The organism is Streptomyces sp. NPDC046866 (genome assembly GCF_040704625.1).
Classification (GTDB): Bacteria; Actinomycetota; Actinomycetes; order Streptomycetales; family Streptomycetaceae; genus Streptomyces.
Map to the genome: position 1 here is coordinate 105,015 of NZ_JBEYXN010000007.1, position 21,291 is coordinate 126,305.

The 21,291-nt window shown below is 75.1% G+C and carries 20 protein-coding genes; 11 read left to right on the top strand and 9 right to left on the bottom strand.

Annotated features, from left to right (window positions below):
* Window positions 1–19: 19 nt before the first annotated feature.
* Window positions 20–868 carry an MIP/aquaporin family protein gene (locus tag AB0953_RS13485; RefSeq protein ID WP_366859598.1) on the bottom strand — a complete coding sequence of 283 codons (849 nt, stop codon included), beginning with the start codon at window positions 866–868 and terminating at the stop codon, window positions 20–22.
* A 194-nt stretch (window positions 869–1,062) separates the two neighbouring features.
* Here AB0953_RS13485 and AB0953_RS13490 point away from each other — a divergent pair, with 194 nt between their 5' ends.
* Window positions 1,063–1,584, top strand: a complete 522-nt coding sequence (locus tag AB0953_RS13490) for an HAD domain-containing protein (RefSeq protein ID WP_366859599.1) — start codon at window positions 1,063–1,065, stop codon at window positions 1,582–1,584.
* A 45-nt stretch (window positions 1,585–1,629) separates the two neighbouring features.
* Here AB0953_RS13490 and AB0953_RS13495 read toward each other — a convergent pair whose 3' ends face one another.
* Window positions 1,630–2,409 carry a M4 family metallopeptidase gene (locus AB0953_RS13495; RefSeq protein ID WP_366859600.1) on the bottom strand — a complete coding sequence of 260 codons (780 nt, stop codon included), beginning with the start codon at window positions 2,407–2,409 and terminating at the stop codon, window positions 1,630–1,632.
* A 123-nt stretch (window positions 2,410–2,532) separates the two neighbouring features.
* On the opposite strand from AB0953_RS13495, the gene AB0953_RS13500 reads away from it, so the two are divergent.
* Both AB0953_RS13500 and AB0953_RS13505 read left to right on the top strand, forming a co-directional pair.
* Window positions 2,533–3,741, top strand: a complete 1,209-nt coding sequence (locus AB0953_RS13500) for a low temperature requirement protein A (protein ID WP_366859601.1) — start codon at window positions 2,533–2,535, stop codon at window positions 3,739–3,741.
* 576 nt (window positions 3,742–4,317) lie between these two features.
* Window positions 4,318–5,364, top strand: coding sequence for an alpha/beta hydrolase fold domain-containing protein (locus AB0953_RS13505; protein WP_366859602.1), 1,047 nt, complete (start codon window positions 4,318–4,320; stop codon window positions 5,362–5,364).
* 25 nt (window positions 5,365–5,389) lie between these two features.
* Here the strand turns inward: AB0953_RS13505 and AB0953_RS13510 are convergent, their stop codons facing one another.
* Both AB0953_RS13510 and AB0953_RS13515 read right to left on the bottom strand, forming a co-directional pair.
* Window positions 5,390–6,538: an agmatine deiminase family protein gene (locus AB0953_RS13510; RefSeq protein WP_366859603.1), complete on the bottom strand. Its 1,149-nt coding sequence runs from the start codon at window positions 6,536–6,538 to the stop codon at window positions 5,390–5,392.
* Between the two features lie 155 nt (window positions 6,539–6,693).
* On the bottom strand, window positions 6,694–8,262 hold the full coding sequence (locus AB0953_RS13515; protein ID WP_366859604.1) for an APC family permease: 1,569 nt from the start codon (window positions 8,260–8,262) through the stop codon (window positions 6,694–6,696).
* 157 nt (window positions 8,263–8,419) lie between these two features.
* Between AB0953_RS13515 and AB0953_RS13520 the strand changes: the two genes are divergently transcribed.
* Together AB0953_RS13520 and AB0953_RS13525 are read left to right on the top strand one after the other, a co-directional pair.
* The gene (locus AB0953_RS13520) at window positions 8,420–9,052 is read left to right on the top strand and encodes a TetR/AcrR family transcriptional regulator (RefSeq protein WP_366859605.1); all 633 of its coding nucleotides are present in this window, start codon (window positions 8,420–8,422) and stop codon (window positions 9,050–9,052) included.
* 237 nt (window positions 9,053–9,289) lie between these two features.
* Window positions 9,290–10,471 (top strand): serpin family protein, encoded by a 1,182-nt coding sequence (locus AB0953_RS13525; RefSeq protein ID WP_366859606.1) that lies wholly within the window; start codon window positions 9,290–9,292, stop codon window positions 10,469–10,471.
* A 43-nt stretch (window positions 10,472–10,514) separates the two neighbouring features.
* On the opposite strand, the gene AB0953_RS13530 is transcribed toward AB0953_RS13525, so the two are convergent.
* Complete coding sequence (locus tag AB0953_RS13530) at window positions 10,515–11,378, bottom strand: crotonase/enoyl-CoA hydratase family protein (RefSeq protein WP_366859607.1); 864 nt, start codon at window positions 11,376–11,378, stop codon at window positions 10,515–10,517.
* Window positions 11,379–11,452: 74 nt separating this feature from the next.
* Complete coding sequence (nadE, locus tag AB0953_RS13535) at window positions 11,453–12,283, bottom strand: ammonia-dependent NAD(+) synthetase (protein WP_366859608.1); 831 nt, start codon at window positions 12,281–12,283, stop codon at window positions 11,453–11,455.
* Window positions 12,284–12,624: 341 nt separating this feature from the next.
* On the opposite strand from nadE, the gene AB0953_RS13540 reads away from it, so the two are divergent.
* The gene (locus tag AB0953_RS13540; protein ID WP_366859609.1) at window positions 12,625–13,017 is read left to right on the top strand and encodes a peptidoglycan-binding domain-containing protein; all 393 of its coding nucleotides are present in this window, start codon (window positions 12,625–12,627) and stop codon (window positions 13,015–13,017) included.
* A 307-nt stretch (window positions 13,018–13,324) separates the two neighbouring features.
* Window positions 13,325–14,119 carry an ATP-grasp domain-containing protein gene (locus AB0953_RS13545; protein WP_366859610.1) on the top strand — a complete coding sequence of 265 codons (795 nt, stop codon included), beginning with the start codon at window positions 13,325–13,327 and terminating at the stop codon, window positions 14,117–14,119.
* Between the two features lie 28 nt (window positions 14,120–14,147).
* On the opposite strand, the gene AB0953_RS13550 is transcribed toward AB0953_RS13545, so the two are convergent.
* Complete coding sequence (locus tag AB0953_RS13550; RefSeq protein WP_366859611.1) at window positions 14,148–15,326, bottom strand: peptidoglycan-binding protein LysM; 1,179 nt, start codon at window positions 15,324–15,326, stop codon at window positions 14,148–14,150.
* Between the two features lie 273 nt (window positions 15,327–15,599).
* Between AB0953_RS13550 and AB0953_RS13555 the strand changes: the two genes are divergently transcribed.
* The 3 genes from AB0953_RS13555 (at window position 15,600) to AB0953_RS13565 (ending at window position 19,284) form a co-directional block, all read left to right on the top strand.
* A complete protein-coding gene (locus AB0953_RS13555) occupies window positions 15,600–16,895 on the top strand; it encodes a ricin-type beta-trefoil lectin domain protein (RefSeq protein WP_366859612.1) in 1,296 nt (431 codons plus the stop codon).
* 117 nt (window positions 16,896–17,012) lie between these two features.
* A complete protein-coding gene (locus AB0953_RS13560; RefSeq protein ID WP_366859613.1) occupies window positions 17,013–17,744 on the top strand; it encodes a carbonic anhydrase in 732 nt (243 codons plus the stop codon).
* Between the two features lie 88 nt (window positions 17,745–17,832).
* Window positions 17,833–19,284, top strand: coding sequence for a serine/threonine-protein kinase (locus tag AB0953_RS13565; RefSeq protein WP_366859614.1), 1,452 nt, complete (start codon window positions 17,833–17,835; stop codon window positions 19,282–19,284).
* Between the two features lie 253 nt (window positions 19,285–19,537).
* Here AB0953_RS13565 and AB0953_RS13570 read toward each other — a convergent pair whose 3' ends face one another.
* Both AB0953_RS13570 and AB0953_RS13575 read right to left on the bottom strand, forming a co-directional pair.
* Window positions 19,538–19,678, bottom strand: coding sequence for a hypothetical protein (locus AB0953_RS13570; protein WP_366859615.1), 141 nt, complete (start codon window positions 19,676–19,678; stop codon window positions 19,538–19,540).
* Window positions 19,679–19,762: 84 nt separating this feature from the next.
* The gene (locus AB0953_RS13575; RefSeq protein ID WP_366859616.1) at window positions 19,763–20,173 is read right to left on the bottom strand and encodes a VOC family protein; all 411 of its coding nucleotides are present in this window, start codon (window positions 20,171–20,173) and stop codon (window positions 19,763–19,765) included.
* 199 nt (window positions 20,174–20,372) lie between these two features.
* Here AB0953_RS13575 and AB0953_RS13580 point away from each other — a divergent pair, with 199 nt between their 5' ends.
* The gene (locus tag AB0953_RS13580; protein WP_366859617.1) at window positions 20,373–20,795 is read left to right on the top strand and encodes a YjbQ family protein; all 423 of its coding nucleotides are present in this window, start codon (window positions 20,373–20,375) and stop codon (window positions 20,793–20,795) included.
* Window positions 20,796–21,291: the final 496 nt, after the last annotated feature.

Here is a 21,291-nt window from a genome sequence, read left to right on the forward strand (position 1 = left end):
ACCCGTCCTGCGGATCGGCTCAGCTCTCGTCCGGTGCCGGCACCCGCCCGGGCGGCTCCGGCTCGGCGGTCGGCAGGAACCGGCCGATGAAGAACTTGTACAGAGCCGCTCCCAGCAGACCGCCGATGAACGGACCGACGATCGGCACCCAGAAGTAGAAGTTCCCGTACTGGTCGCGCCAGGCCCCGCCGTACCCGGTGAGGAAGCTGGCCAGGCGGGGGCCGAAGTCGCGGGCCGGGTTGATGGCGTAACCCGCGTCGGTGCCCCAGGCCATGCCGATCGCCACCACGATGAGGCCGACGATGAACGGGCCGAGGTTGGCGCCGGGGGGTGTGTTGAGCAGGTCCGTCACCGCGAAGATCAGCAGGAGCAGGATCGCGGTGCCGATGACCTGGTCGCGCAGCGCGCCCCATTCGGTGACCGGCAGGTTCGGGTTGCCGTTGGCCGGCAGCGTCGAGAAGACGCCCTGCGTCTTGATGGTGTGGGTGGGGTCGGCCTTCGCCAGTGCCTCCGTGTAGTTCCACCGCACGATGAGGGCGGCCACGAACGCCCCGGCCACCTGGGCCAGTGCGTACGGGGCCACACGGCTCCACGGGAACCCCTTGAACGCCGCCAGCGCGACCGTGACCGCGGGGTTCAGGTGGGCACCGCTCAGCCTGGCGGCGACGTACACGCCGAGGGTGACGCCCAGACCCCAGGCCCAGGCGATGCTGTCGTGGTTTCCTAGGCCGCCCGGCGGATTGGTGAGGGCACCGCCGGCGACCACTTGGGCCACCACGCCGCAGCCGAAGAGGATGAGGATCATGGTTCCGGCGAATTCTGCCGACAGCTCGCCGATCAGCCCGGATCTCTTGAGCCGCTCAGCCATGGGTACCCGCCTTCCGCCGGCCAGCGGCCGGCCGTCGACTGCCCCGAGTCCACTAGCGACATCGTAAGTCCGGCCAGGGAATCGGGCGCGGGCACGGCCCGCCGCCCACCGTGCGCCGCGCCCCGGCCGCCCGCGCCCGGCCCGGACCGCGCACCCCTTGCCGCGTCTCCCCCACGTGCCGCTATCGTGCCGGTGTGACCGGTGCCGGGCGGCCTCCGCTGCTCTTTCTCGACGTGGACGGACCTCTCATCCCCTTCGGCGCGGCCCCGGAGGAGTACCGGGTGCACCCGACGGGAGTGGCAGAGCCCGACGCCCGGGCGAATCCGCTGCTGGCCAGGATCGATCCCGGGCACGGGCCGCGGCTGGCGGCGCTGGGGTGCGAGGTGGTCTGGGCGACCACCTGGATGGCGGACGCGAACGCCTGTGTCGCCCCGCGCCTCGGACTGCCGCCGCTGCCCGTGGTGGCCTGGCCGGAGCCGTCCGCCCTCGACGAGCAGGACCAGCGGGCCGGCCTGCACTGGAAGACCCGCACCCTCGTGGAACGGGCGGCCGGGCGGCCCTTCGTCTGGGTCGACGACGAGGTCACCGACGCCGACCGCGCCTGGGTCGGGTCCCATCATCCGGCGGATGCGCTGCTGCACCGGGTCGATCCGCGGCGCGGGCTGACGGACGGGGACTACGGCGCGATCGGGTCCTGGCTGGCGGGCCTGCGGTGAGCGCCCTCCCGGGGCTTGGGCCCCCGGGAGGGATGCGCTGCGCCGTCAGCGGTCGATGCCGACCGTGCTCCAGGCCTTGGCCACCGCGTCCGCCGGCTCGTCCAGGTCGCGGGCGGCGCCGAGCGTCGCGAAGCGGAAGGCCGAGAGGTTCGTGGTCCTGGAGGCGTACCCCATCAGCGCCTTGTACCAGATGCGGCCGGCCCGCTCCCAGGCGTGGCCGCCCAGCTCGGTGGCGACCAGGTAGAACGCGTGGTTCGCGATGCCCGCGTTGGCGTGGACGCCGCCGTCCGCGCCGGAGGTCTCGTCGTACGCGTCCATGTGGGCGCGCTGCCCGAAGCGGAGGGGGTCCGCGAGGGCACCCCAGTCCGCTTCCCGCACCGTCTGCTTCAGGCCGTACTGCTTGGCCAGGAGGCCGAAGACCTGCCCCATCGAGACGGCGAGCGCTCCGGGCTGGCCGTAGGACTCCAGCTCGGCGGTGTGCTGGATGATGCCGGCGGTGAACTGCGCGGCGACCGCGTCCACGGCCGGCGCCCCCTCGCCCAGGAGGATGCGGGACCCCTGCCACCGCGCGGCACCCGGCTCCGGGTCTGCGGTGCGCAGGACGGCCTCCACCGCCCCGCCCCTGCCGTCGATCGCGTTGCGGCCGTAGACGGTGCGGAAGAACTCCCACGCGGCGCCGAGGGTGTCGAACGCGCCGTCCGCCAGTGCGTCGCCGCTCGGATCCCCTCCCTCCGCGCGCACCAGCACCGGGCTGTCGGGGTCGGTCCGGCCGTCGAAGACCCTGCGGACCGGACGTACGGATGCACTCTCAGTCGTGATCGCCATGCCCGCAGGATCCAACGCCGTGCCACGGAGCCCGCAGTTCCGGAGCCGGGATCAGTCAAGTCCCGCCGCCGTACGGGGCGTTCCCGCTGGACAGACCCGCCGTGGAGTTGGTGGAGTGGCCGAATGTCGCAGCCCCAACCCGACGCCGAGCGCCGCGTCACCACTCTCGAACTCTTCTTCGACCTCGTCTTCGTCTTCACGGTCACCCAGCTGACCGTGATGCTCGCCCATGACCTGTCCTTCGCCACGGCCGGCCACGTCGCGCTGGTCTTCACCGTGCTGTTCTGGATGTACGGCGCCTACGCCTACCTCACCAACCAGGTGCCTCCGGACCGGCCCTCGCGCAGGCTGCTGCTCCTGCTCGGCATGGGCGGGTTCCTGCTGTGCGCCCTGGCGATCCCGGACGCCTTCACCGACACCGGCGCCGGCATCGCGTTCGGGCTCAGCTACCTGCTGGTGGTCCTGGTCCACAGCGCCCTGTACACCCGCAGCCACGGCCGCGACGTCATCTGGTACGCGATACCCAACTCCCTCGCCGCCCTGGCGGTCACGGCGGCGGGGCCGGCCGAGTCGTTCGAGGCCGACGGGCTGTGGGCGCTCGCACTGCTGCTGCAGTTCGTGACGCCGCGCCTCGCCCAGTACGGCCCGGGGCGCCGCGACGGCCGCACCGCCGCCCAACTGCGCAGCCAGCTCGGCGGGCTCGACCCCGGGCACTTCGTCGAACGCCACGGGCTGCTGCTCATCATCGCGTTCGGCGAGTCCGTCATCGCCATCGGCATCGGCGTCGGCGACCTGCCGCTGTCGGCCGGGGTGGTGGGCGGCACGTTCCTGTCCCTGGCCCTGGCGGCCGCCCTGTGGTGGTCGTACTTCGTACGGGACGAGCACCGGGCCGAGCGCGCCTTCCGCGACACCGCCCCGCCGGACCGCTTCGCGCTGGCGATGAACGCCTTCTACTACGCGTTCCTGCCGATGCTCCTGGGCATCGCCTGCCTGGCGGCCGGGGTGAAGAAGGTGCTCGGACACCTCGCAGACCCCCTGGCCACCGCCCCCGCCCTGGCCCTGGCCGGCGGGGTCGCGCTGTTCCTCGCCGGGGAGGTGGCCTTCGGCGCCGTCCTGCGGCTGACCCCGCTCGGCTGGCGGGCGGCCGCGGTGCCGCTCTGCCTGGCCACCGTGGCGGTCGGGCACGCGGTGTCCGGGCTGGCCCAACTCCTTTCGCTGGTCGCCGTGGTGGTGGCGATGCTGCTGGCGGAGGACCGCCTGGCCGCCGGCAGCCGGTCCGGACGGCCCTCCCCTGCCGTACGGAGCCTGCCGGCCGGCGATCCGGCGCCGTGAACGCAGGGGTGGCCGCCGCATCCCGCGCCGCGGCCACCCGCGCCCGGCGACGGTCACGGCCGTCCCGAGCACGACCCCGCCCGGCGGGGCGGGCGTCGCTGGACCTCGTCCTGCGGGGCGGGTGCCTGAGGATCGGCGCCCTCACCGCACCGCCAGCCCCCCCGTCCTCCGGGGTGGTGCCGTCCAGGAGGGCGGCCCGGGCCAGGAGTTCGGGGCGGCTGATGGCCTCGGCGCGGCGCCTGGTGCCGCCGGGGAACGGGACCTCGGCCAGGGGGATGCCCCGGTCTCGGTGGAGCGCGCGGACGAGGTCCCCCTCGTGGTCGACGAAGTCGCCGCTCCGGCCCGCGCGGGTGACGATGCCGGGCCGGTCAGGTGGTTGTCGGCGAACGGGAGCGGCAGATCGGGGACGTGGACGATGGCGTCCGCGCCGGCGCCGCCCCGCACGAATGCGGCGGTGTCGGTGCTCACGGAGGTGGTGGTCCTCGCTCCTCTCGCTCCGCACGGGGAGCCAAGCAGCCGACCGGGCGGGTGCGAGGAGGGGCTGCCTCCTCGGACGAGTGGTGATTGACTGCTCCCATGGATGCCGTGCGCGGTGGTGCGCCCCCTCTCGACCCCGAACTGGCGGCGGCCCTGGCCGCCTTGGGAGGCCCGGCGCGGGAGCCGCTCACCCCGGGGAACCTCGCGGCCCGGCAGGAGCGGGACGCCGCGGTCCGGCCGAGGCCGACGGTGCGGGAGCTCGCGGCCGACGGCCGCTTCGAGGTGGAGGAGCTGCGCGTGCCGGGACCGCCGGGCGGCCCGGAGGTCACGCTCGTCAGTGCGCGGCCCGCCGGGCACGCCCGGCCCCTTCCGCTGCTGTACTACATGCACGGCGGCGGGATGATCACGGGCAATGCGTGGTCGGTGATGCCGCAGCTGCTGCGCACCTGGGCCCTCCCGCTGGAGCTGGCCGTCGTCTCGGTCGAGTACCGGTTGGCGCCCCGCGCGCAGTACCCCGGCCCCTTGGAGGACTGCTGGGCCGGGCTCGTGTGGACCGCCGGGCACGCGGCCGAACTGGGCATCGACGCCGACCGGATCGTCGTCGGCGGGAAGAGCGCCGGCGGCGGGCTCGCCGCAGCGCTCGCCCTGCTGACGCGCGACCGCGGCGGGCCCGCGCCGATCGGGCAACTGCTCCTGTGCCCGATGCTCGACGACCGCAACGACACGTTCTCCGGCCGCCAGATGGCCGGCGTCGACACCTGGGACCGGACCTCCAACGCGACGGCCTGGCAGGCGCTGCTGGGCGACCGGTACGGCGCTGCGGACCTGCCGCCCTATGCGGCCCCCGCCCGGGCGAAGGATCTGTCCGGGCTGCCGCCGGCCTATGTCGAGGTCGGGTCGGCGGAGACCTTCCGGGACGAGGACGTGGCCTACGCCAACGCCATCTGGCAGGCCGGGGGCGAGGCCGAACTGCACGTGTGGCCGGGGGCCTTCCACGGCTTCGACACCCTCGCCCCCACGGCGTCCCTCAGCCAGGACGCCCGCGAGGCCCGCACCCGATGGCTCCGGCGTCTGCTCGCCCGGCCCGCGGGCGCCGTCGGACGGCCGGCGACGGTGCAGGTGACCGCCGGTGGGGGGCCCGATTGAGGGCCCCGCCACCGCGGTCGGCCGGTCAGGCCGTGGCCGGGACGTGCTGGGTGATGCAGTGGACTCCGCCGCCGCCCCAGGCCAGGGTGCGGGCCGGAACGCCGACGATCTCCCGTCCCGGGAAGAGGGCGGCGAGACGGGCCAGCGCGAGGGCGTCGTCGGCCACTGCGGCCGTCGGCACGACCACGCTGCCGCGCGTCAGGTAGTAGTTGGTGTAGCTGAAGGTCTCCACCAGGGCCCCGTTGACGCGGAACTGCGGCTGCTGCTCGAGCTCGGCGATCCGGAAGGGCCGGCCGCAGGCGTCCGTCGCCGACTGGAGCACCGCCTTGTTGGCGGCCATCCGGGCGTGGTTGGGGTGCGCGGGGTCGGGCTGGGTGTGCAGGAGGACCTGCGCCGGGCCGAGGTAGGCGGCGACGAGGTCGACGTGGCCGTTGGTGATGACGTCGTTGTTCAGGCCGTACGGGAGCCAGACGACCTTGCTCGCTCCGTACGCGGCGAGCAGCGCGGACTCGATCTGGGCGCGGCTCAGCCCGGGGTTGCGGTTGGGGTTGAGCAGACACTCCTCGGTGGTGATGAGGGTGCCCGCCCCGTCGGTGATCACCGATCCGCCTTCGAGGACGAGGTCCACGTCCCGGCGCGGCACGCCCAGGTGGTCGCAGACGCCGACGGGCAGCAGGTCGTCCTTGTCGTAGGGGTACTTGTTGCCCCAGCCGTTGAAGCGGAAGTCGAGCCCGGTGAGGCCGGTGCGGTCGCCGTCGAGGGCGAAGACGGGACCGGTGTCACGGGCCCAGCAGTCGTTGACGGGGTATTCGATGACCGTCACGTCGCTGCCGCACTGCCGGCGGGCGTCGTCGGCGGTGCCGGGCTCGGCGACCATCAGGACGGGCTCGAAGCGGGCGATGGCCTTGGCTATGGCGGCGACCTCCGCCTGTACGGCCTTGAGCAGTCCGCCCCAGCCGACGTTGCGGTCCCAGGCCCAGGCCATCACGCACCCGGAGTGCGGTGCCCACTCGGCGGGGACGGTCAGGGCTCCGGTGGCGGTGGCCGTTGCGGCCGCCGCCCGGCCGGGGGTTCCGGTGGTGAGGAAGAGTCCGGCGGCGGCGGTCAGGGCGGTGGTGCAGAAGGTGCGGCGCGAGGTGCGGGAGGGCGGGCGGGGCGTGCTGGACTGGGACATGGTGCATTCCTCCGTGGCGTGTGGCGGTGCTCGCCGGTCGCTGCCCGGTTGCACCGTGCTCGGTGCTCGGTGCTCGGTGCTCGGTGCTCGGTGCTCGGGCGGAGCCGGTCGGACGGGTGAACTGCAGCGTGGGGGGTGGCCGCGGGGGTCCGCCGTCAGGGCGCTTCCGCCGGACGGGCCGCCGCAGGGGCGGGCACTCCGGCCGGCGGCGCGTCGGGGCCGTCGCCGCGGAGCCGGTCGTGGGGGCGGCGTACGAGCAGGTACACCAGGCCCGAGCCGAGCACGGCCGCGGTGCCCAGGAGGGCGGCCCACACCTGGTACCAGGGGGCGCCCGGCGGTGCGAGGATGGCCCGCGGCCAGCAGACGTTGACCACCTCGAAGGCGGTCCACGCGACGGCGAGGACGTTGAGGAAGGTGCCCCTGCGGCCGAGCCGGACGGCACCCGAGGGCACCCAGGTCCCGCGCAGGCGGGCGACGAGCGCGGCGAGCGAGACGAGGAAGAACGGCAGGTACGTGGCCGCGGTGCCGAAGGCGATGAGGCTGCCGATGGCGGTGGCGTTGAGGCCGAGGGCGAGGGCGCCGCCGCTGATGAGCGTGGAGGCGACCAGCCCGCCGATGGGGGCCTGGCGGCGGTTGACCTTGCGGACCTGCCGGGAGAAGGGGAAGACCCCGTCGCGGGCGAGGGAGAACAGGCCGCGGGCGGCACCGCCCTGGGAGGCCATGGCGCAGGCGAGGAAGCCGACGAGCACGACCACGACGAAGGGCTTGTCGGACCAGCCTCCGAAGGCGTGGACCACGGCGGTGGTCACCGGGTCGACGTCCTCGCCGGCCACGACGGCCTCGGGGTGGGGGTGGGCGAGGGCGACGGCCATCGCGTTGAGGATGACGACGGCGCCCACGCTGAGCAGGGCCCACCACATGGCGCGCGGCACCTGGCGGCCGGCGTCCTTGGTCTCCTCGGCGGTGGAGACGCAGGCGTCGAAGCCGATGAAGGCCCAGCCGGCGACGGCCACGGCGGCGAGGAAGCCGAGGACGGTGGAGCCGCCTGAGAGGGCTTCGGCGCCGAGGGTCTCGGTGAACAGCGGGAAGCCGTGCTCGCGGAAGAAGAGCAGCAGGGCCAGGCCCACACCGACCGAGGCGACCGCCTCGGCGGCGATGCCGAGGGAGACGAACCAGCGCAGGATCGTGATGCCGTACGCGTTCACCAGCATGCACACGCACAGGATGGCGACGGCGACGGCCACCAGGCCGCCGGGTGTCGGGGCGGCGCCGACCAGGGCGTAGACCCAGGGCGCGGCGAGGTAGGCGACGGTGGTGTTGCCGAACATGACGGCGAACTGCCACACCCAGCCGCCGAGCCAGCCGAAGGCCGGGCCGAGCAGCCTGCGGCCCCACTGGTACGGGCCGCCGGCCAGGGGCCACTGGGAGGTCAGCTCCGCGTAGACGTTGACCACCAGGCACTGGCCGGCCAGGACCAGGGGCAGCGCCCAGACCCAGAGCGGGCCCGCGACCGTGGTCCCCACCATCGAGACGGCGTAGAGGGCGACGACCGGCGAGACGACGGCGAAGCCCATGGAGATGTTGCCCAGGATGCCGAGGCTGCGGCGCAGCTCCTGGCGGTATCCCAGGTCGCGGAGGCGGTCCGCGTCGGTGTCTGCGTCGGTGGCCGCCGCTGTCGGCGGGCTCGCGGGCGGGGCCGCGGCCTCGTGCGCATGTCTGTTCATGTGGATCACCTCACCGGGCGCGCCGGGCCGTACGGCGGCGCGCGCTAAATCTAACCGCGTTAGGTAAACGGGGTGGCTGGAATGTAGCGGCGTTCCCGGCTGCTTGTGAAGCGTTCCTGACAGGTAACCTGCGCATCCTGGAGTGAAGGAGTCGCAGATGCCACGGCCGAGCCAGACCCTCCTCAGCCGCGCGATCATCGCCCGCGCGGCTCTGGAGCTGTTGGAGGAGCACGGCGCGGAAGCGCTGAAGATGCGCACGATCGCCGAGCGGCTGGGGGTCAAGGGCGCGTCCCTGTACCACCACATCGCGTCGAAGGAGGACCTCCTCGACGCCGTCGCCGAGCTCATCAACGACGAGATCGACCTGGGACCGCTGGCGGACCCCGGCGGCGCGGAGGGCATCACGGCCTACGCGCACGGATACCGGCGGGTCTACCTGCGCTACCCGCACATGATCCCGCTCGTGGCCCGCCACCGGGTCTCGTCGGCCAAGGCCCTGCGCGGGTACGACGCCCTGCTCGCGGCCCTGATCCGGTACGGCTGCACCCCGGCGGAGGCCGCGGAGGCGGCCGCCGCTTTGGACAACCTCGTCCTCGGCTCGGCGCTGGAGACCTTCACCGCGGGCTTCACCGGCACGCCCGGCGAGTACCGGCCGCGCTACCCGGCCCTGGCCGCCTCCCTGGACGCGGCGGGCGCCCTGCCGGGCGGCCTGGCCGGGCTGGACTCGCGCGGCTTCGACCTGGGCGTGCGCCTGCTGCTGCGCGGGCTGGCGGAGCGGGCGCAGCCGTAGGACCTGCGCGGACGGCCCGGGGCCCCACCGACCGCGGACCCGGTGCGGACCGGGCGCTGGCCGGTGCGGCGGCCGCGGTCAACTGCTCCGCCGGCCCCCTCGCGAGGACGGCCGCCCGTGACCGAGGCGGCCCTGCGTGCCGCTCGGCGGCCTCCTGGTCAGAGCCGCGCGGGCCCGGACCCGGCCCGACCTGGCGGCGGCGCCCCGGAGTACGGCCGCCCCGTAGGGTAGGGCCGCATGAGGATGCAGACGGTCGGGGCGGTGAATGCGCTCACCGCGCGGTGGGCCCGGGCCCTGGAGCCGGGCGGCAACACGGTGTTCACCGCGGCCGGGCTGTGGCCGCTGCTGGCCCTGCTCGCGGACGGGGCCGCCGGCCGGGCCCGCGGCGAGCTGGAGGAGACCCTCGGCGTGCCCGCCGCCCAGGCGGCCGAGGCGGCCCGCGAGCTGCTCGCCGGCTTCGGCGCGGTCGGCGGGCTCTCGGCGGCCCTCGGGCTGTGGATGCGGGCCGGACTGCCGCTGGAGGAGCGCTGGGCGGCGGGTCTGCCGGCCGGCACGCAGGGTCGGCTGACCGGGGATCCCGCCACCGACCGGGCGATGCTGGACCGTTGGGCTGCCGAGCGGACGGGCGGCCTGATCGAGACGATGCCCGTCGCCGACCCGGGCCGGGCGCTGCTCGTGCTCGCCTCGGCCCTGGCCCTGCAGGTGACCTGGCGGCATCCCTTCACCGAGCATCCCGAGCAGCCCGCCACCGGGCCGTGGGCGGGGCGGCGGCTCCGGAGGCTGTCGCGATACTCCGCCCGGCTGGACCGGGTCGGGGTCGTGGCAGGCGGCCTGACGCTGTACCAGGTGGGGGGCGACGCGGGAACGGACGTCTACCTGGTGCTGGGCACCGAGCAGGCCGCCCCGGGCGAGATCCTGGCCCGGGGCGTGGCCGCGGCCACCCGAGCCGTCCGGGCCGTACCGGGCGCCCAGCTCCCCGAGGGGGCGGCGGGGCCGGGCGTACGGGTCACCACGGTCGAGTCGGCGCGGCCCGAGCCGGTCCTGGCCCTGTCCACGGTGGCCTTCTCGGTGGCCGCCGAGCACGATCTGCTCCGGCAGGCCCCCCTGTTCGGGCTGGCGGAGGCCGCCCGCGCGAGCACCGGCCACTTCCCCGGCGTGAGCAGCCATCCCCTCGCCGTCGGGGAGGCCCGGCAGTCCGCCGTGGCGGCCTTCCACGCCCGCGGTTTCGAGGCCGCCGCGGTCACGGCGATCGCCATGCAGCCGGGCGGCGCCCCGCCGCCGCAGCGGCACCGGGTGCGCCGCATCGACATCCGCTTCGACCGGCCCTTCGGCTTCCTGTCCGTGCACCGGGCCAGTGGTCTGGTGCTCGCGGCCGGCTGGGTCGCCGACCCCGAACCGCCCGGCGGGACCGCGCCGTAACCCGAACCCGGCAGGCGGCGTACGTCGGCGTACGGCGGAGCAGTCAGTCGGCGAAGGAGCCGTGCCGGCCGGCGCCGGACGCGAAACGCGCGGCTCCGGAGAGGGTCTCCCCTGCCGACAGCGGCACCATGCCGTGCCGCAGCTCGGCCGCCAGCGCCTCGGGCTCGTCCAGCCCGTGCTGTTCGCGCACCGAGAGCCGGTCGTGCCGCAGGCACAGCTGCGGGAACGCGGCGATCTCCCGGGCCAGTTCCTCCGCCGCCCGCCGGGCCTGCCCCGGCGGTACGAGCCGGTTGGCGAGCCCGATCGCGAGGGCCTCGGCGGCCGGCACCGGCCGGCCGGTCAGGATCAGGTCCATGGCGCGGCCCTCGCCGATCAGCCGGGGCAGCCGGACCGTGCCGCCGTCGATGAGCGGTACGCCCCAGCGGCGGCAGAACACGCCGAGGACCGCGTCCTCCTCGACCACGCGCAGGTCGCACCACAGGGCGAGTTCGAGGCCGCCGGCCACGGCGTGCCCGGCGACGGCCGCGATGACCGGCTTGGTGAGCCGCATGCGGGTCGGTCCCATCGGGCCGTCGCCGTCGGGCTCCACGCGGTTGCCGCGCCCGGTGGCGACGGCCTTCAGGTCGGCGCCCGCGCAGAAGGTCCCGCCCTCGCCCCACAGCACCGCGACGGATGCCTGCTCGTCCGCCTCGAACGCGCGGAAGGCATCGGCCAGTTGCCGCGCCGTCGGGCCGTCCACGGCGTTGCGGGCCCGCGGGCGGGAGAGCACCACCGTGGTCACGGGGCCGTCGCGCTCGATCCGTACCGCCGGGCCCGCCGGAAGCAGAGCTGCGGGGTCCGGCTGCTCCGGCTCCTGCTCGCGCCGCTGCTCCGGCCGGGGGCTCGGGGTGCCGTGGGTGTCCGCCATGGCGGCATTCTCGCGCGGTGCGCCGGTCTGCTGCCAGACCGGCGATCACTGCGGCCCACGGCCTCCCGAAGGCCTCAGGGGGCGACGGGCAGCTGCCGCTTGTGCTCGGTGAGCCGGTAGCGGCGGGTGATGATCTCGAAGGCCCGCCCGTCCACCGGCTTGCCCTCCAGGAAGTCGTCGATGTCGTCGTAGGTGACACCGAGCGCGTCCTCGTCGGCCTTGCCGGGGTCGAGGGTCTCCAGGTCCGCGGTGGGGACCTTCCACACCAGCTCGGCCGGAGCGCCGAGGGCGTCTGCGACCGCCCGGACCCGGCGCTTGGTCAGGCCGGTGAGCGGGACGAGGTCGGCGGCGCCGTCACCGAACTTGGTGAAGAAGCCGGAGACCGCCTCGGCGGCGTGGTCGGTGCCGACGACCAGGCCGTCGTGGGCGCCCGCGACCGCGTACTGGGCGATCATCCGCTGGCGGGCCTTGATGTTGCCGTGGACGAAGTCCTGGTGGTGGGCGTCGCGGAAGGTCACACCGGCGGCCAGCGAGGCGGCGAGGGCGGCGTCGCTGGCGGGCTTCACGTCCACCGTCAGGACGTGGTCGGCCCGGATGAAGGAGAGGGCGAGCTGCGCGTCCTTCTCGTCGGCCTGGACCCCGTAGGGCAGGCGCATGGCGTAGAAGGCCGCCTCGTGCCCGGCGGCGCGGGCCCGCTCCACCGCGAGCTGGCAGAGCCGGCCCGTGGTGGTGGAGTCCACCCCGCCGCTGATGCCGAGGACGAGGGAGCGCAGGCCGGTCGCGGTGAGCCGCTCCGTGAGGAAGGCCACACGGCGCTCGATCTCGTGCTCCGCGTCGAAGGACCCGGTGACCTGCAGGTCCCGGGCGATCTCCTGCTGCAGGGCGGTGGACGCCGTCTCGCTCACGGCTGCTCCTCGTGTCGTGTGTGCGCGGGTGCGCGGTTCGCTGTTCCGACCGACCCTAGTCGAACGGCCGAGCGGGCAGCCATCGCGGTCGCCGGCGCGGGGCGCGGCCCCCGCCCTACCGCGCCGGTATGAGGGGCGGGCCCGGTACCGCCGGGGTTTACCCGGGCGATCAACCCTGTGCGGGATGCCCGCCTGCGGCCGCGCGGATAGCTTTCGGAGCACTGCGGCGCCGCCCGGCCGGGCGGCCCCTCGGCGGTTCGCGGCGACCGACCATCGCAGCGGACCGGCGCAGCGGAGCAGCGCAAGGAAACCATCGGAACGAAGCCAAGGGGGAAAGACCCATGAAGCAGTCACGCAGGTGGACCGCCCGGCTCGCCGTCCTCGCCGGAGCGGGCCTGACGGCCGCTCTGGTGGCCGTGCCGGCGCAGGCGGCGGGCGGCATCATCCAGAAGGGGGCCACGGGTCCGGCAGTGGTCTGTGTGCAGCGCGGGGTGAACATCGTCCAGAGCCCGGACGTGGCGGTGGACGGGGTGTACGGCAACAACACCCTCAACGCCGTGGCCCGCTTCCAGAAGGCGGAGCGGATCACCGTCGACGGCAAGGTCGGCCCGGTCACCGGCCGGCACATGCTGGCGGAGGTGCAGCGCATCCGCAACGTCGACATCCGCTCGGGAGGCGACGGCTCGTTCTACACGAACTGGCTGAACGCCTGCACGCGCTACATCCCGAACTGAGCCGCGGCGGACAGCGCGAGCACGGAACGAACACGGCCACGGCCGCTCCCACGGCCGGACATGACGTGACATGACAGAAGGCCTCGGCCTCCGTGAGGAGGCCGAGGCCTTCATCGAGCGCTGGGCAGGCCTTGCACCTGCATCCCCCCACAGGAAGTGGGGTGCCTTTCCTTGGACCACCAACGCCGGGCCCGCTGCTGCTCTTCGCGGCGGCGGGCTCGAGATCAACCATAGCGTACGGAGGGGCCACTTCCGCTACCCCGCATGCACGGGCCGGCGCGTGCACCCGGCCCGTACGCTCCGTGGCATGGACCACCGCACCGCACGCACCCTGCTCCTGCACCCGCCCCGCACCTCCACGGCGGAGCTGCTCGGCCAGGCCGCGGCCTGGCGGGGCTACGACGTGGTCGCCCACGTCGCCGGGGCCCGGGGCCGCGGGGTGCACTGGTACGGAGGCGCCCTCGCCGCGGACCGGGTGGCCGAGCAGCTCGGCCTCGGCCTGCTCGAGCCCGGCGACGACTGGCTGGCGGGGTTGCCGTACGCGCTGGTGCGGCGTCACGTACGGCTGACGACGCTCGCCGGGGCCCGCCGGCTGACGCACCGGGCGTTCGTCAAGCCGCCCTCCGCCAAGATCGACGCCCTGCCCGCCGCGGTGTACGAGGACGGAACCCGCCTGCCGGGGACGCTCGACCCGGCGACGCCCGTGCTCGTGAGCGGCGTGGTGGAGTTCGCCGCCGAGTACCGGCTGTTCGTCCTCGACGGCGAGGCCGTCGCGGGCAGCCGCTACGCCGTGTACGGGCGCCTGGATCCGGGGCCGTTGGACGGGCGGGTCCGCGGCTTCGCGCGCGAGGTGCTCCGCGCCGCGGCCGACGGCCTGCCCAGCGCGGTCTGCATGGACGTCGGCCGCCTCACCGACGGCACGTGGGCGGTGGTCGAGGCCAACATGCCCTGGTTCGCGCACTGCTACGCCGCCGAGCCGGACCGCGTCCTGGACGTGGTGCTGCGCGCCGCCGGACCCCGCGCCCGGGTGGCCGACCGGGACGTCCCCTTCCTGCGCCGCGCCGCGGCCCGCCGGTCGGCGCCCGGGCCGCACGGGCGGTAGGGGCCGGTACCGCCGCCGGGCCGGCGGGTCAGTCGGTGGCGGTGAAGCCGTGGCGGGCCGCCAGGCGGGTCAGGGACGCGATGCCGGGGATGCCGTCGGCGTCCGGGCCGGAGTACGACCCGCCGGCCTCGCTGCGCTGCCAGGCGGCGTACGCGTCGCGGGTACGGGTGCCGAAGCTGCCGTCGGCGTAGCGGGCGTCCAGGAGGTCCTCGGCGACCAGGGCGTCCTCCACGACCCGGACCTCGTCGGGGTAGGTGGTGTGGCCGTCCGGTGCGGGGATGTCGGCCTCGGCCGCGGCGGCGAGGTGGGCGACGCTGACCGCGGGCCGGGGCGGCGGCGGGGTGTCGCCGCCGGGGCCGCCCAGGACCTTCGCGGTGTCGAGGGCCCCGGGGTCTCCGTGGTCGTTGCCGGGGACGTCGCAGTGGCCGAAGTAGCCGCCCTCGTTCTGCCACACCGAGCGGGAGCGGGGCTTGTCCGGGCCCGGGTACGGGGCGGGCGGGCCCGCCGGGAACGCGTCGGGCACGCCCCAGGAGCGGGCGGCCGCCAGGATGGAGCGCCAGCCGGGCTTCCGGCCGGGGTCCCAGCCGGTGGTCCAGGGGTGCTCGGCGTACGCGAGGACCTCGATCTGGATGTTGACGCGGCCCTCGCGGTTGGTTCGGCGCGCACCGTCGTTGCGCAGGGCCCGGGCCGACTGGTTGAGCGGTCCCAGCTGGGCGATCCGGTCGGTGACGGGGCAGTACACGAGCTGCGGTTCGGAGGCGACCTCGATCAGGTACGAGCTCACGGATTCGAGGTAGTGGCCGCCGGCCGGGGACTCGGTGGTGTGGAGGGTCACGCGGGGCGGGTTGCCGGGCGTGTCCATGGCGCCGCCGATGCTGCCGTCGCCGATGCGTATGGCTCCGGGGATCCACAGGGTCCCGGAGGCCGCGCCGAGCGGCAGCGCGGCCGCGGCGGAGGCGCGCGGGGCGGGGTCGGCGACCCGGGGGGTGAAGGGGGTACCGCCCACGGGCTCGTAGACGTCCAGTGCGCCGTCCTCGCGCAGGACGAACAGGGTCCCGGGCCGGTTGGGGTGCTCGCGGACGGAGCGCGGTGTGTGGTCGAGCCCGGCGATCGCGCGGGCCGTGGCGACCTGGCCGGCGTCGACCTCTCCGCAGTAGGTCACGGACCGGTCGGGGTGGACGGTCGCCGCGTGGAAGGACGTCGTCATCGGTCGGGCTCCTCGTCGGACGCAGTGCGGGAGGCTTCGAACCATGGCAGGGCCACCATCACCGCAGCGTGTCGCGGCTGTTGCGCGCGGCCCAACTTCGCTGCCGGGCAAGGGCGGTGGGAATGTGCCCCTATCATTTGTTCGATTCCGGATCGCCGGCGGCCCCGGCGCGTCCGGGATCCGCGAGCGATCACGATGAAAGGCAACGGGGACTTGGGATTCACGGCCAGATATCGAAAAGCGGTGGTTGCGGCATGTGCCGTGGCGGCCGTCGTGGGCGGACTTCAGCTGACCTCCAGTGCCTTCGGCACCGAGGACCCGGGCGCGGGCGCCGTTCCGGACGCGGGAGGCAGCCCGACCGCGACCGCCGAGCCGGCGGCGGCGGTGCCGGCGCCCGAGGCCGCGCCCGACGCCGGCCACGCGGAGGACTCGGTCCAGTCCGGCAGTGACCACACCGCCTTCAAGAACGGCGTCCTGCAGCTCGAAGGGAGCCGCACCGCCGCGGCGGCCAAGGCGGTCGCGGCCGCTCCGCTCGAAGGCGACGGCTGGAAGCTGGCCGGGGCGACGAAGTGGCTGGCGACCGGCTACACGGTCAAGTTCTACGACCAGAAGTCCGCGGATTGGCTGGCACCGTACGTCAAGGCGTCGGCGGCGGACCTCCAGCGGATCACGAACCTGCCCGTCACCGTCGACACCCGGCCCGTGGGCTGGGACTACCTCCGGCCCAAGGGGGAGGTGGTCATGGGCGTGCTGTACCGCCCCTGCCTGCCGCCCGAGGGAGAGGGCAGCATGGGCAGTACGGGCTGGAAGGTGGTTCGCGACGGCTCCGGCATGGCCAACCTCAGCTGCGGGTTCACCAGCTCCTCCGTGCCGGAGACGGTGACCAGCGGGCACGCGTACATCGACAGCGAGTTCTTCACCGATGCGGGCAAGCCCACCGCCGCCATGGGCGAGACGTACATGCGCAACCACATCAGCCACGAGCTCGGGCATGCGCTGGGCCTCGCCCACGCCAACCGCAGTCTGACGAAGGGCGACTGCGTCAAGGGCAGCGACTCGGGCGAGTTCCCCGTCATGTGCTCGCCGGCGTACGCCTACCAGGACAAGCGGGCCGGCACCTACGTCCAGCAGTTCGACGTGCAGGCGCTGCGCAAGCTCGCCGCCGGCGCCGGGGCGGCGCTGGCCCCGCAGGGGCAGGTGGCCGGCCTGGCCGGCAAGTGCCTGGACGCCAAGGGGGGCAAGGCCGACAACGGGACGCAGATCCAGCTGTGGAGCTGCAACGGCACGCCGGCCCAGTCGTGGATCCTCGGCAAGGACGGCACCTTCCGGGCGCTGGGCAAGTGCCTGGACAACTCGCGCGCCCTCAGCACCGACGGCAACAAGATCCAGCTGTGGGACTGCAACGGCACGGCGGCCCAGCGGTGGTCCGTCAACGCCAAGGGGCAGATCGTGAACGCCGGATCGGGCAAGGTGCTCGACGTCACCGGCGGCGCGACGGCGAACGGCACCCCGGTCCAGCTGCACACGGCCAACACCAACAAGCGGCAGGTCTGGGTGGCCCCCCGGTAGGACGGGCGGTCCGGCCCGGGCGGCGGCCGCCGGAGGCCGCCGTCACCGGGTCGGGCGCCGTGACACGCTCCGGCCGGAGCGCGACCGCAGACCCGCACCGGGCTACCGTCAGCGGGCATGAGGACGGAAGAAGGGCCGCCTGCGGCCTCCGGGGCGCGGCGGCGGCTGCTGTGGGCGGCGACCGGAGTGGTCGCCGCCCAGGCGGCCCTGGTCTCGGCGGGGCCTGCACCCTCCTCCTCCCCGCCCGGCAGCTTCGGCCTCCGACCGGACACGCCCAGGGCGGCACTGGCGCAGCTGGTGGCGGGGAACCGCCGCTGGCGGACGTACCACGAGCGCCACCCCGACCGGAGCGCGGCCGTCCGGCGGACGCTGGTGGGCAGTCAGCACCCGTTCGCGGTGGTGCTGGGCTGCATCGATTCCCGGGTGCCTCCGGAGCTGGTCTTCGACCAGGGGCTGGGTGATCTGCTGACCGTGCGGTCGGCGGGCGAGGTCCTGGACGAGGCGGTGCTCGGCAGCATCGCGTACGGCGTGCTGGAGCTGGACGTCCCGCTCGTCGTCGTCCTGGGGCACCAGGGGTGCGGGGCGGTCACGGCCGCCGTCCAGGCCGCGGAGACCCGCACCCCGCTCCCCGGCCATGTCATGTACCTCGCCGAGCAGATCCGGCCCGTCATCGACTTCGGGCTGCAGGGCCGGGCCCGTGTGGACGCCGCGGTCACCGCGAACGTACGGCGGGTCAGGGCGAGTCTGACCCGGGAGCCGGACCTGGCCCCCCGCATCGCGGCCGGCCGCCTGGCCGTGATCGGGGCCCAGTACGAGCTGACCAGCCAGCGCGTGCACCGGGTGGACTGACACCGCAGGCCGGAGCGGGCAGGGCACGGACCCGGCCCCGGCCGGACCCTGTCGGGGAGCTGTCACCGGGGGCCGCCATACTGGGCGCATGCAACGCATCGGGGGGTACGCCGTCGAGCGCAAGCTCGGCGAAGGCGGCATGGGAATGGTCTACCTCGCCCGGTCCCGCGGTGGACGGGCGGTGGCGGTCAAGGTGGCCCGGCCGGAGCTGGCCGCGGACCCCGCGTTCCGGGAGCGGTTCCGGGCCGAGGTCGCGGCCGCCCGCCGGGTCGGCGGCTTCCACACGGCGCCCGTCGTGGACGCCGACGTCGACGGCGACCCGCCGTGGCTGGCGACCGCCTACGTGCCCGGCCCGACGCTCGCCGCCCGACTCGCCGACGGGGGGCCGATGGACGAGCCCGCGCTGCGCACCCTGGCCGCGGCGCTCGCCGAGGCCCTGGAGGCCGTGCACGCCTGCGGCCTGGTCCACCGCGACCTCAAGCCCGGCAACATCATCCTGGCCGAGGACGGGCCGCGGGTGCTGGACTTCGGCATCGCGCGGGCCGTGGAGTCCACGCGGATGACCGCCACCGGGACGGCCTTCGGCACCCCCGGCTACCTCGCGCCCGAACAGGCCCTGGGCCACGACGTCACGGGCGCCGCCGACGTCTTCGCCCTCGGCGCGGTCCTCGTCGCCGCGGCCGGGGGCAGCGCGTGGGGCGAGGGGACGCCCATGGGGCTGATGTACCGCTCGGTGCACGAACCGCCGAACCTGGCGGCCGTGCCGGAGGGGCTGCGCCCGCTCGTGGAGGCCTGCCTGGCGAAGGACCCGGCGGACCGTCCGACGCCGTCCGCCCTGCTGGACGTACTCGGGGACGCGGATGCACCGCCGCTGCCGGTCCCGCAGACCCCGGCCCCGCAGACCCCGGCCCCGCAGCCGGCGGTCCCGGACACACCGGCCCCGCAGCCCGTGGTCCTCCCTGCACCCGTCCCGCCGGTTCCCCGGGCGTCGACGCCGGCCGCGCCCCTCCCGGCGGCGCAGGCGGTGGCCCCGCCCATGCCCCAGGGTCCGCCGCCGATCCCCGCGGTGGCGCCCGTCGTGCCGGCCGGGCCGGTGGAGGCCGCGCCCGAGGTCGTGATCGCCGACCGCCGCAACAGCGTGGTCGCGGACGCCACGGGGGTCGTCCTCGAAGTGGAGGGCGTGGAGGCGGACTTCGCCTGGGAAGAGCTCGCCGGCATCACCTACGCGCCCCTGAACCACGGCGCCCGGCTCGTGGTGACGGTCCTGCTGCCGGACGGCAGTGCGTACGCGTGCGAGGTCAACGCCCGCCGCATGGGCCGCCTCCAGGACTGGCTGGGCCAGCTGCACCGGTCCGTCGTCGCGTACCTCGCGCCGCGCCTGGGCGCCCTCCCCGGGCCGTACGGCTACGGGCCGGGTCCGTACGGGTCCGGCGCCCCGGGCATGCCCGGCGCACCCGGCCCGTACGGCGGCTTCGGCGCCCCGCAGGGTTCCGGCGGCTTCGGCCCGCCACCACCCCAGTACCCGGGCCGCACCCGCTAGGCCCGGCCGGCGTCCAGAGGCGGAGGGGGCCGCGTCCTGCGTCGGGGCCTCGCAGTCGCGGTCGAGGAGTGCCTGCGCCCGGATCCTTGCGCAGCAGCGGGAGCAGGAGCCCGTCCCAGGCGGGCGGGATCCCTTCGGCGACCGTGCTGGGGACGGGCGGGGCCTCGGTGAGGCGGCTGCGGGTCTCCGGGTGGCCGCGAGCCTGCTCGGGGGGCGGTGTACGGGGGCGTGCCGCCGATGAGGCCGGTCTGGGTCAGGCGGCCCGCGCGGGCCGGGCCTCGTCGCCGCGGCTGCCGCCTCCGGCCGGCAGGGCGATGACCTCGACCACGACGAGCCGTTCCAGTGCCGCGTCGCGCGCTTCCGTCGTACGCCGTCTCCTGCGCCCTGTGGCCACTTACGGGTACGGGATCACCGGCGCGACCCCGGCCCCCGCCCGGGAGCAGTGCCCTCGTCTCCGCGCGGCTGTCGGCGCGCGGACCTACTCCGGCAGGTTGAGCTGCCACGACACGCCGAAGCGGTCGTTGACCCAGCCGAACCCGGCACTGAAGCCGTACGAACCCAGCGGCATCAGCGCCTGGCCCTTCTCGACGAGGGCCTCGTAGAGGCGGTCGAGCTCGGCCGCGCTCTCGCACTGCACGAACAGGGAGACGGCCGGGGTGAAGCCGAACTCGTGCTTGACCGCGCTGTCGATGCACATGAACTGCTGGCCGGCGAGGGTGAAGGTGGCGTGCAGCACCGTGCCCTCCTCGCCGGGGCCCTCGGGGCCGTAGCGGGTGATGCCGAGGACCTCGGCGTCGTCGAAGAGCGACATGTAGAAGGTCATCGCCTCCTCGGCCCTGCCGCCCTCGAACATCAGGAACGTGGTGATCTTCTGCGGGGTGGTGGCCATCCTGCCTGCTCCATGGGGGTGTGGTGGCGTGGCGCGAGCCTGTCGCAGCCGAGGTTAGAGCACGCCCCGGACGGGGCCCCGGATACGGCGGCAGGTCCGGTGCGCGGCGTGGCGGGGACGCGGCCGGGCTCCGGCTCCGCCCCGGCGGCCGGGCGGGGCGCCCGCGCGCGGGCCGCGGCCGTGCACCACCATGGTGCCCATGTCCGATCGATTCGCCACCCGGGTCCTCGACCTCACCACCGGCCGGTCCGAGACCGTCACCGACCTCACGAACGCCTGCGAGGAGTTCCTTGCCGACGTCGCCGCCGGCCGCGACGGCCTGCTCAACGTGTTCGTCCCGCACGCCACCGCGGGCATCGCCGTGATCGAGACGGGCGCCGGCAGCGACCGGGACCTGCTCGAGGCCCTGCGCAGCCTGCTGCCCGCGGACGACCGCTGGCAGCACCGCCACGGCTCCCCCGGCCACGGCCGCGACCACGTCCTGCCCGCCTTCGTGCCGCCGCACGCGACACTGCCCGTCCTCGGAGGCCGGCTCCGGCTCGGAACCTGGCAGTCGGTCTGCCTGGTCGACACCAACAAGGACAACCCGGACCGGCAGGTCCGGTTGAGCTTCCTGGGGTAGCCGCCGTCCCGACACGGCTCTGCCGCCGCGGCGGTGGACGGCGGCGCGGCCGGACTGCTCGAACGAACCCTCGGCGGCTTCCGGCGCCGGGGGCGGGGCGTCCGCGGACGAGTGACCACGAACTCGGGTGGCGCATGCAGAATCGATATTCTGCACGCCGCTCAGAGATCCGCCCTCGGCCCTCGCATACCGTGACCGAGCATCCCTCGACAGCTCGCTGCCCCGGCCCGGCGGAGGTACCCCGTGCGCACCGTGCGCCACGCCCGTCCGGGACGTCCTGGGGAGCCGTGGCACGGCCGCGGTCCCCGGGAATCCCGGATCCACCGCACTCCCCCTGCTCAGGACTTCCCCGCCGACGTCCGCCCGGTGCCGGCCGGCCGGCGGGTCCGGGCCGTCCTCACCGGGGAAGCCCCGGTCCACCGACGGCCAGGCCGCCCTGCTGCCCCGGCCGGCGGTGAAGCGGCCTGCGACCCGCCACCCGCGGACCGCCGAAGTC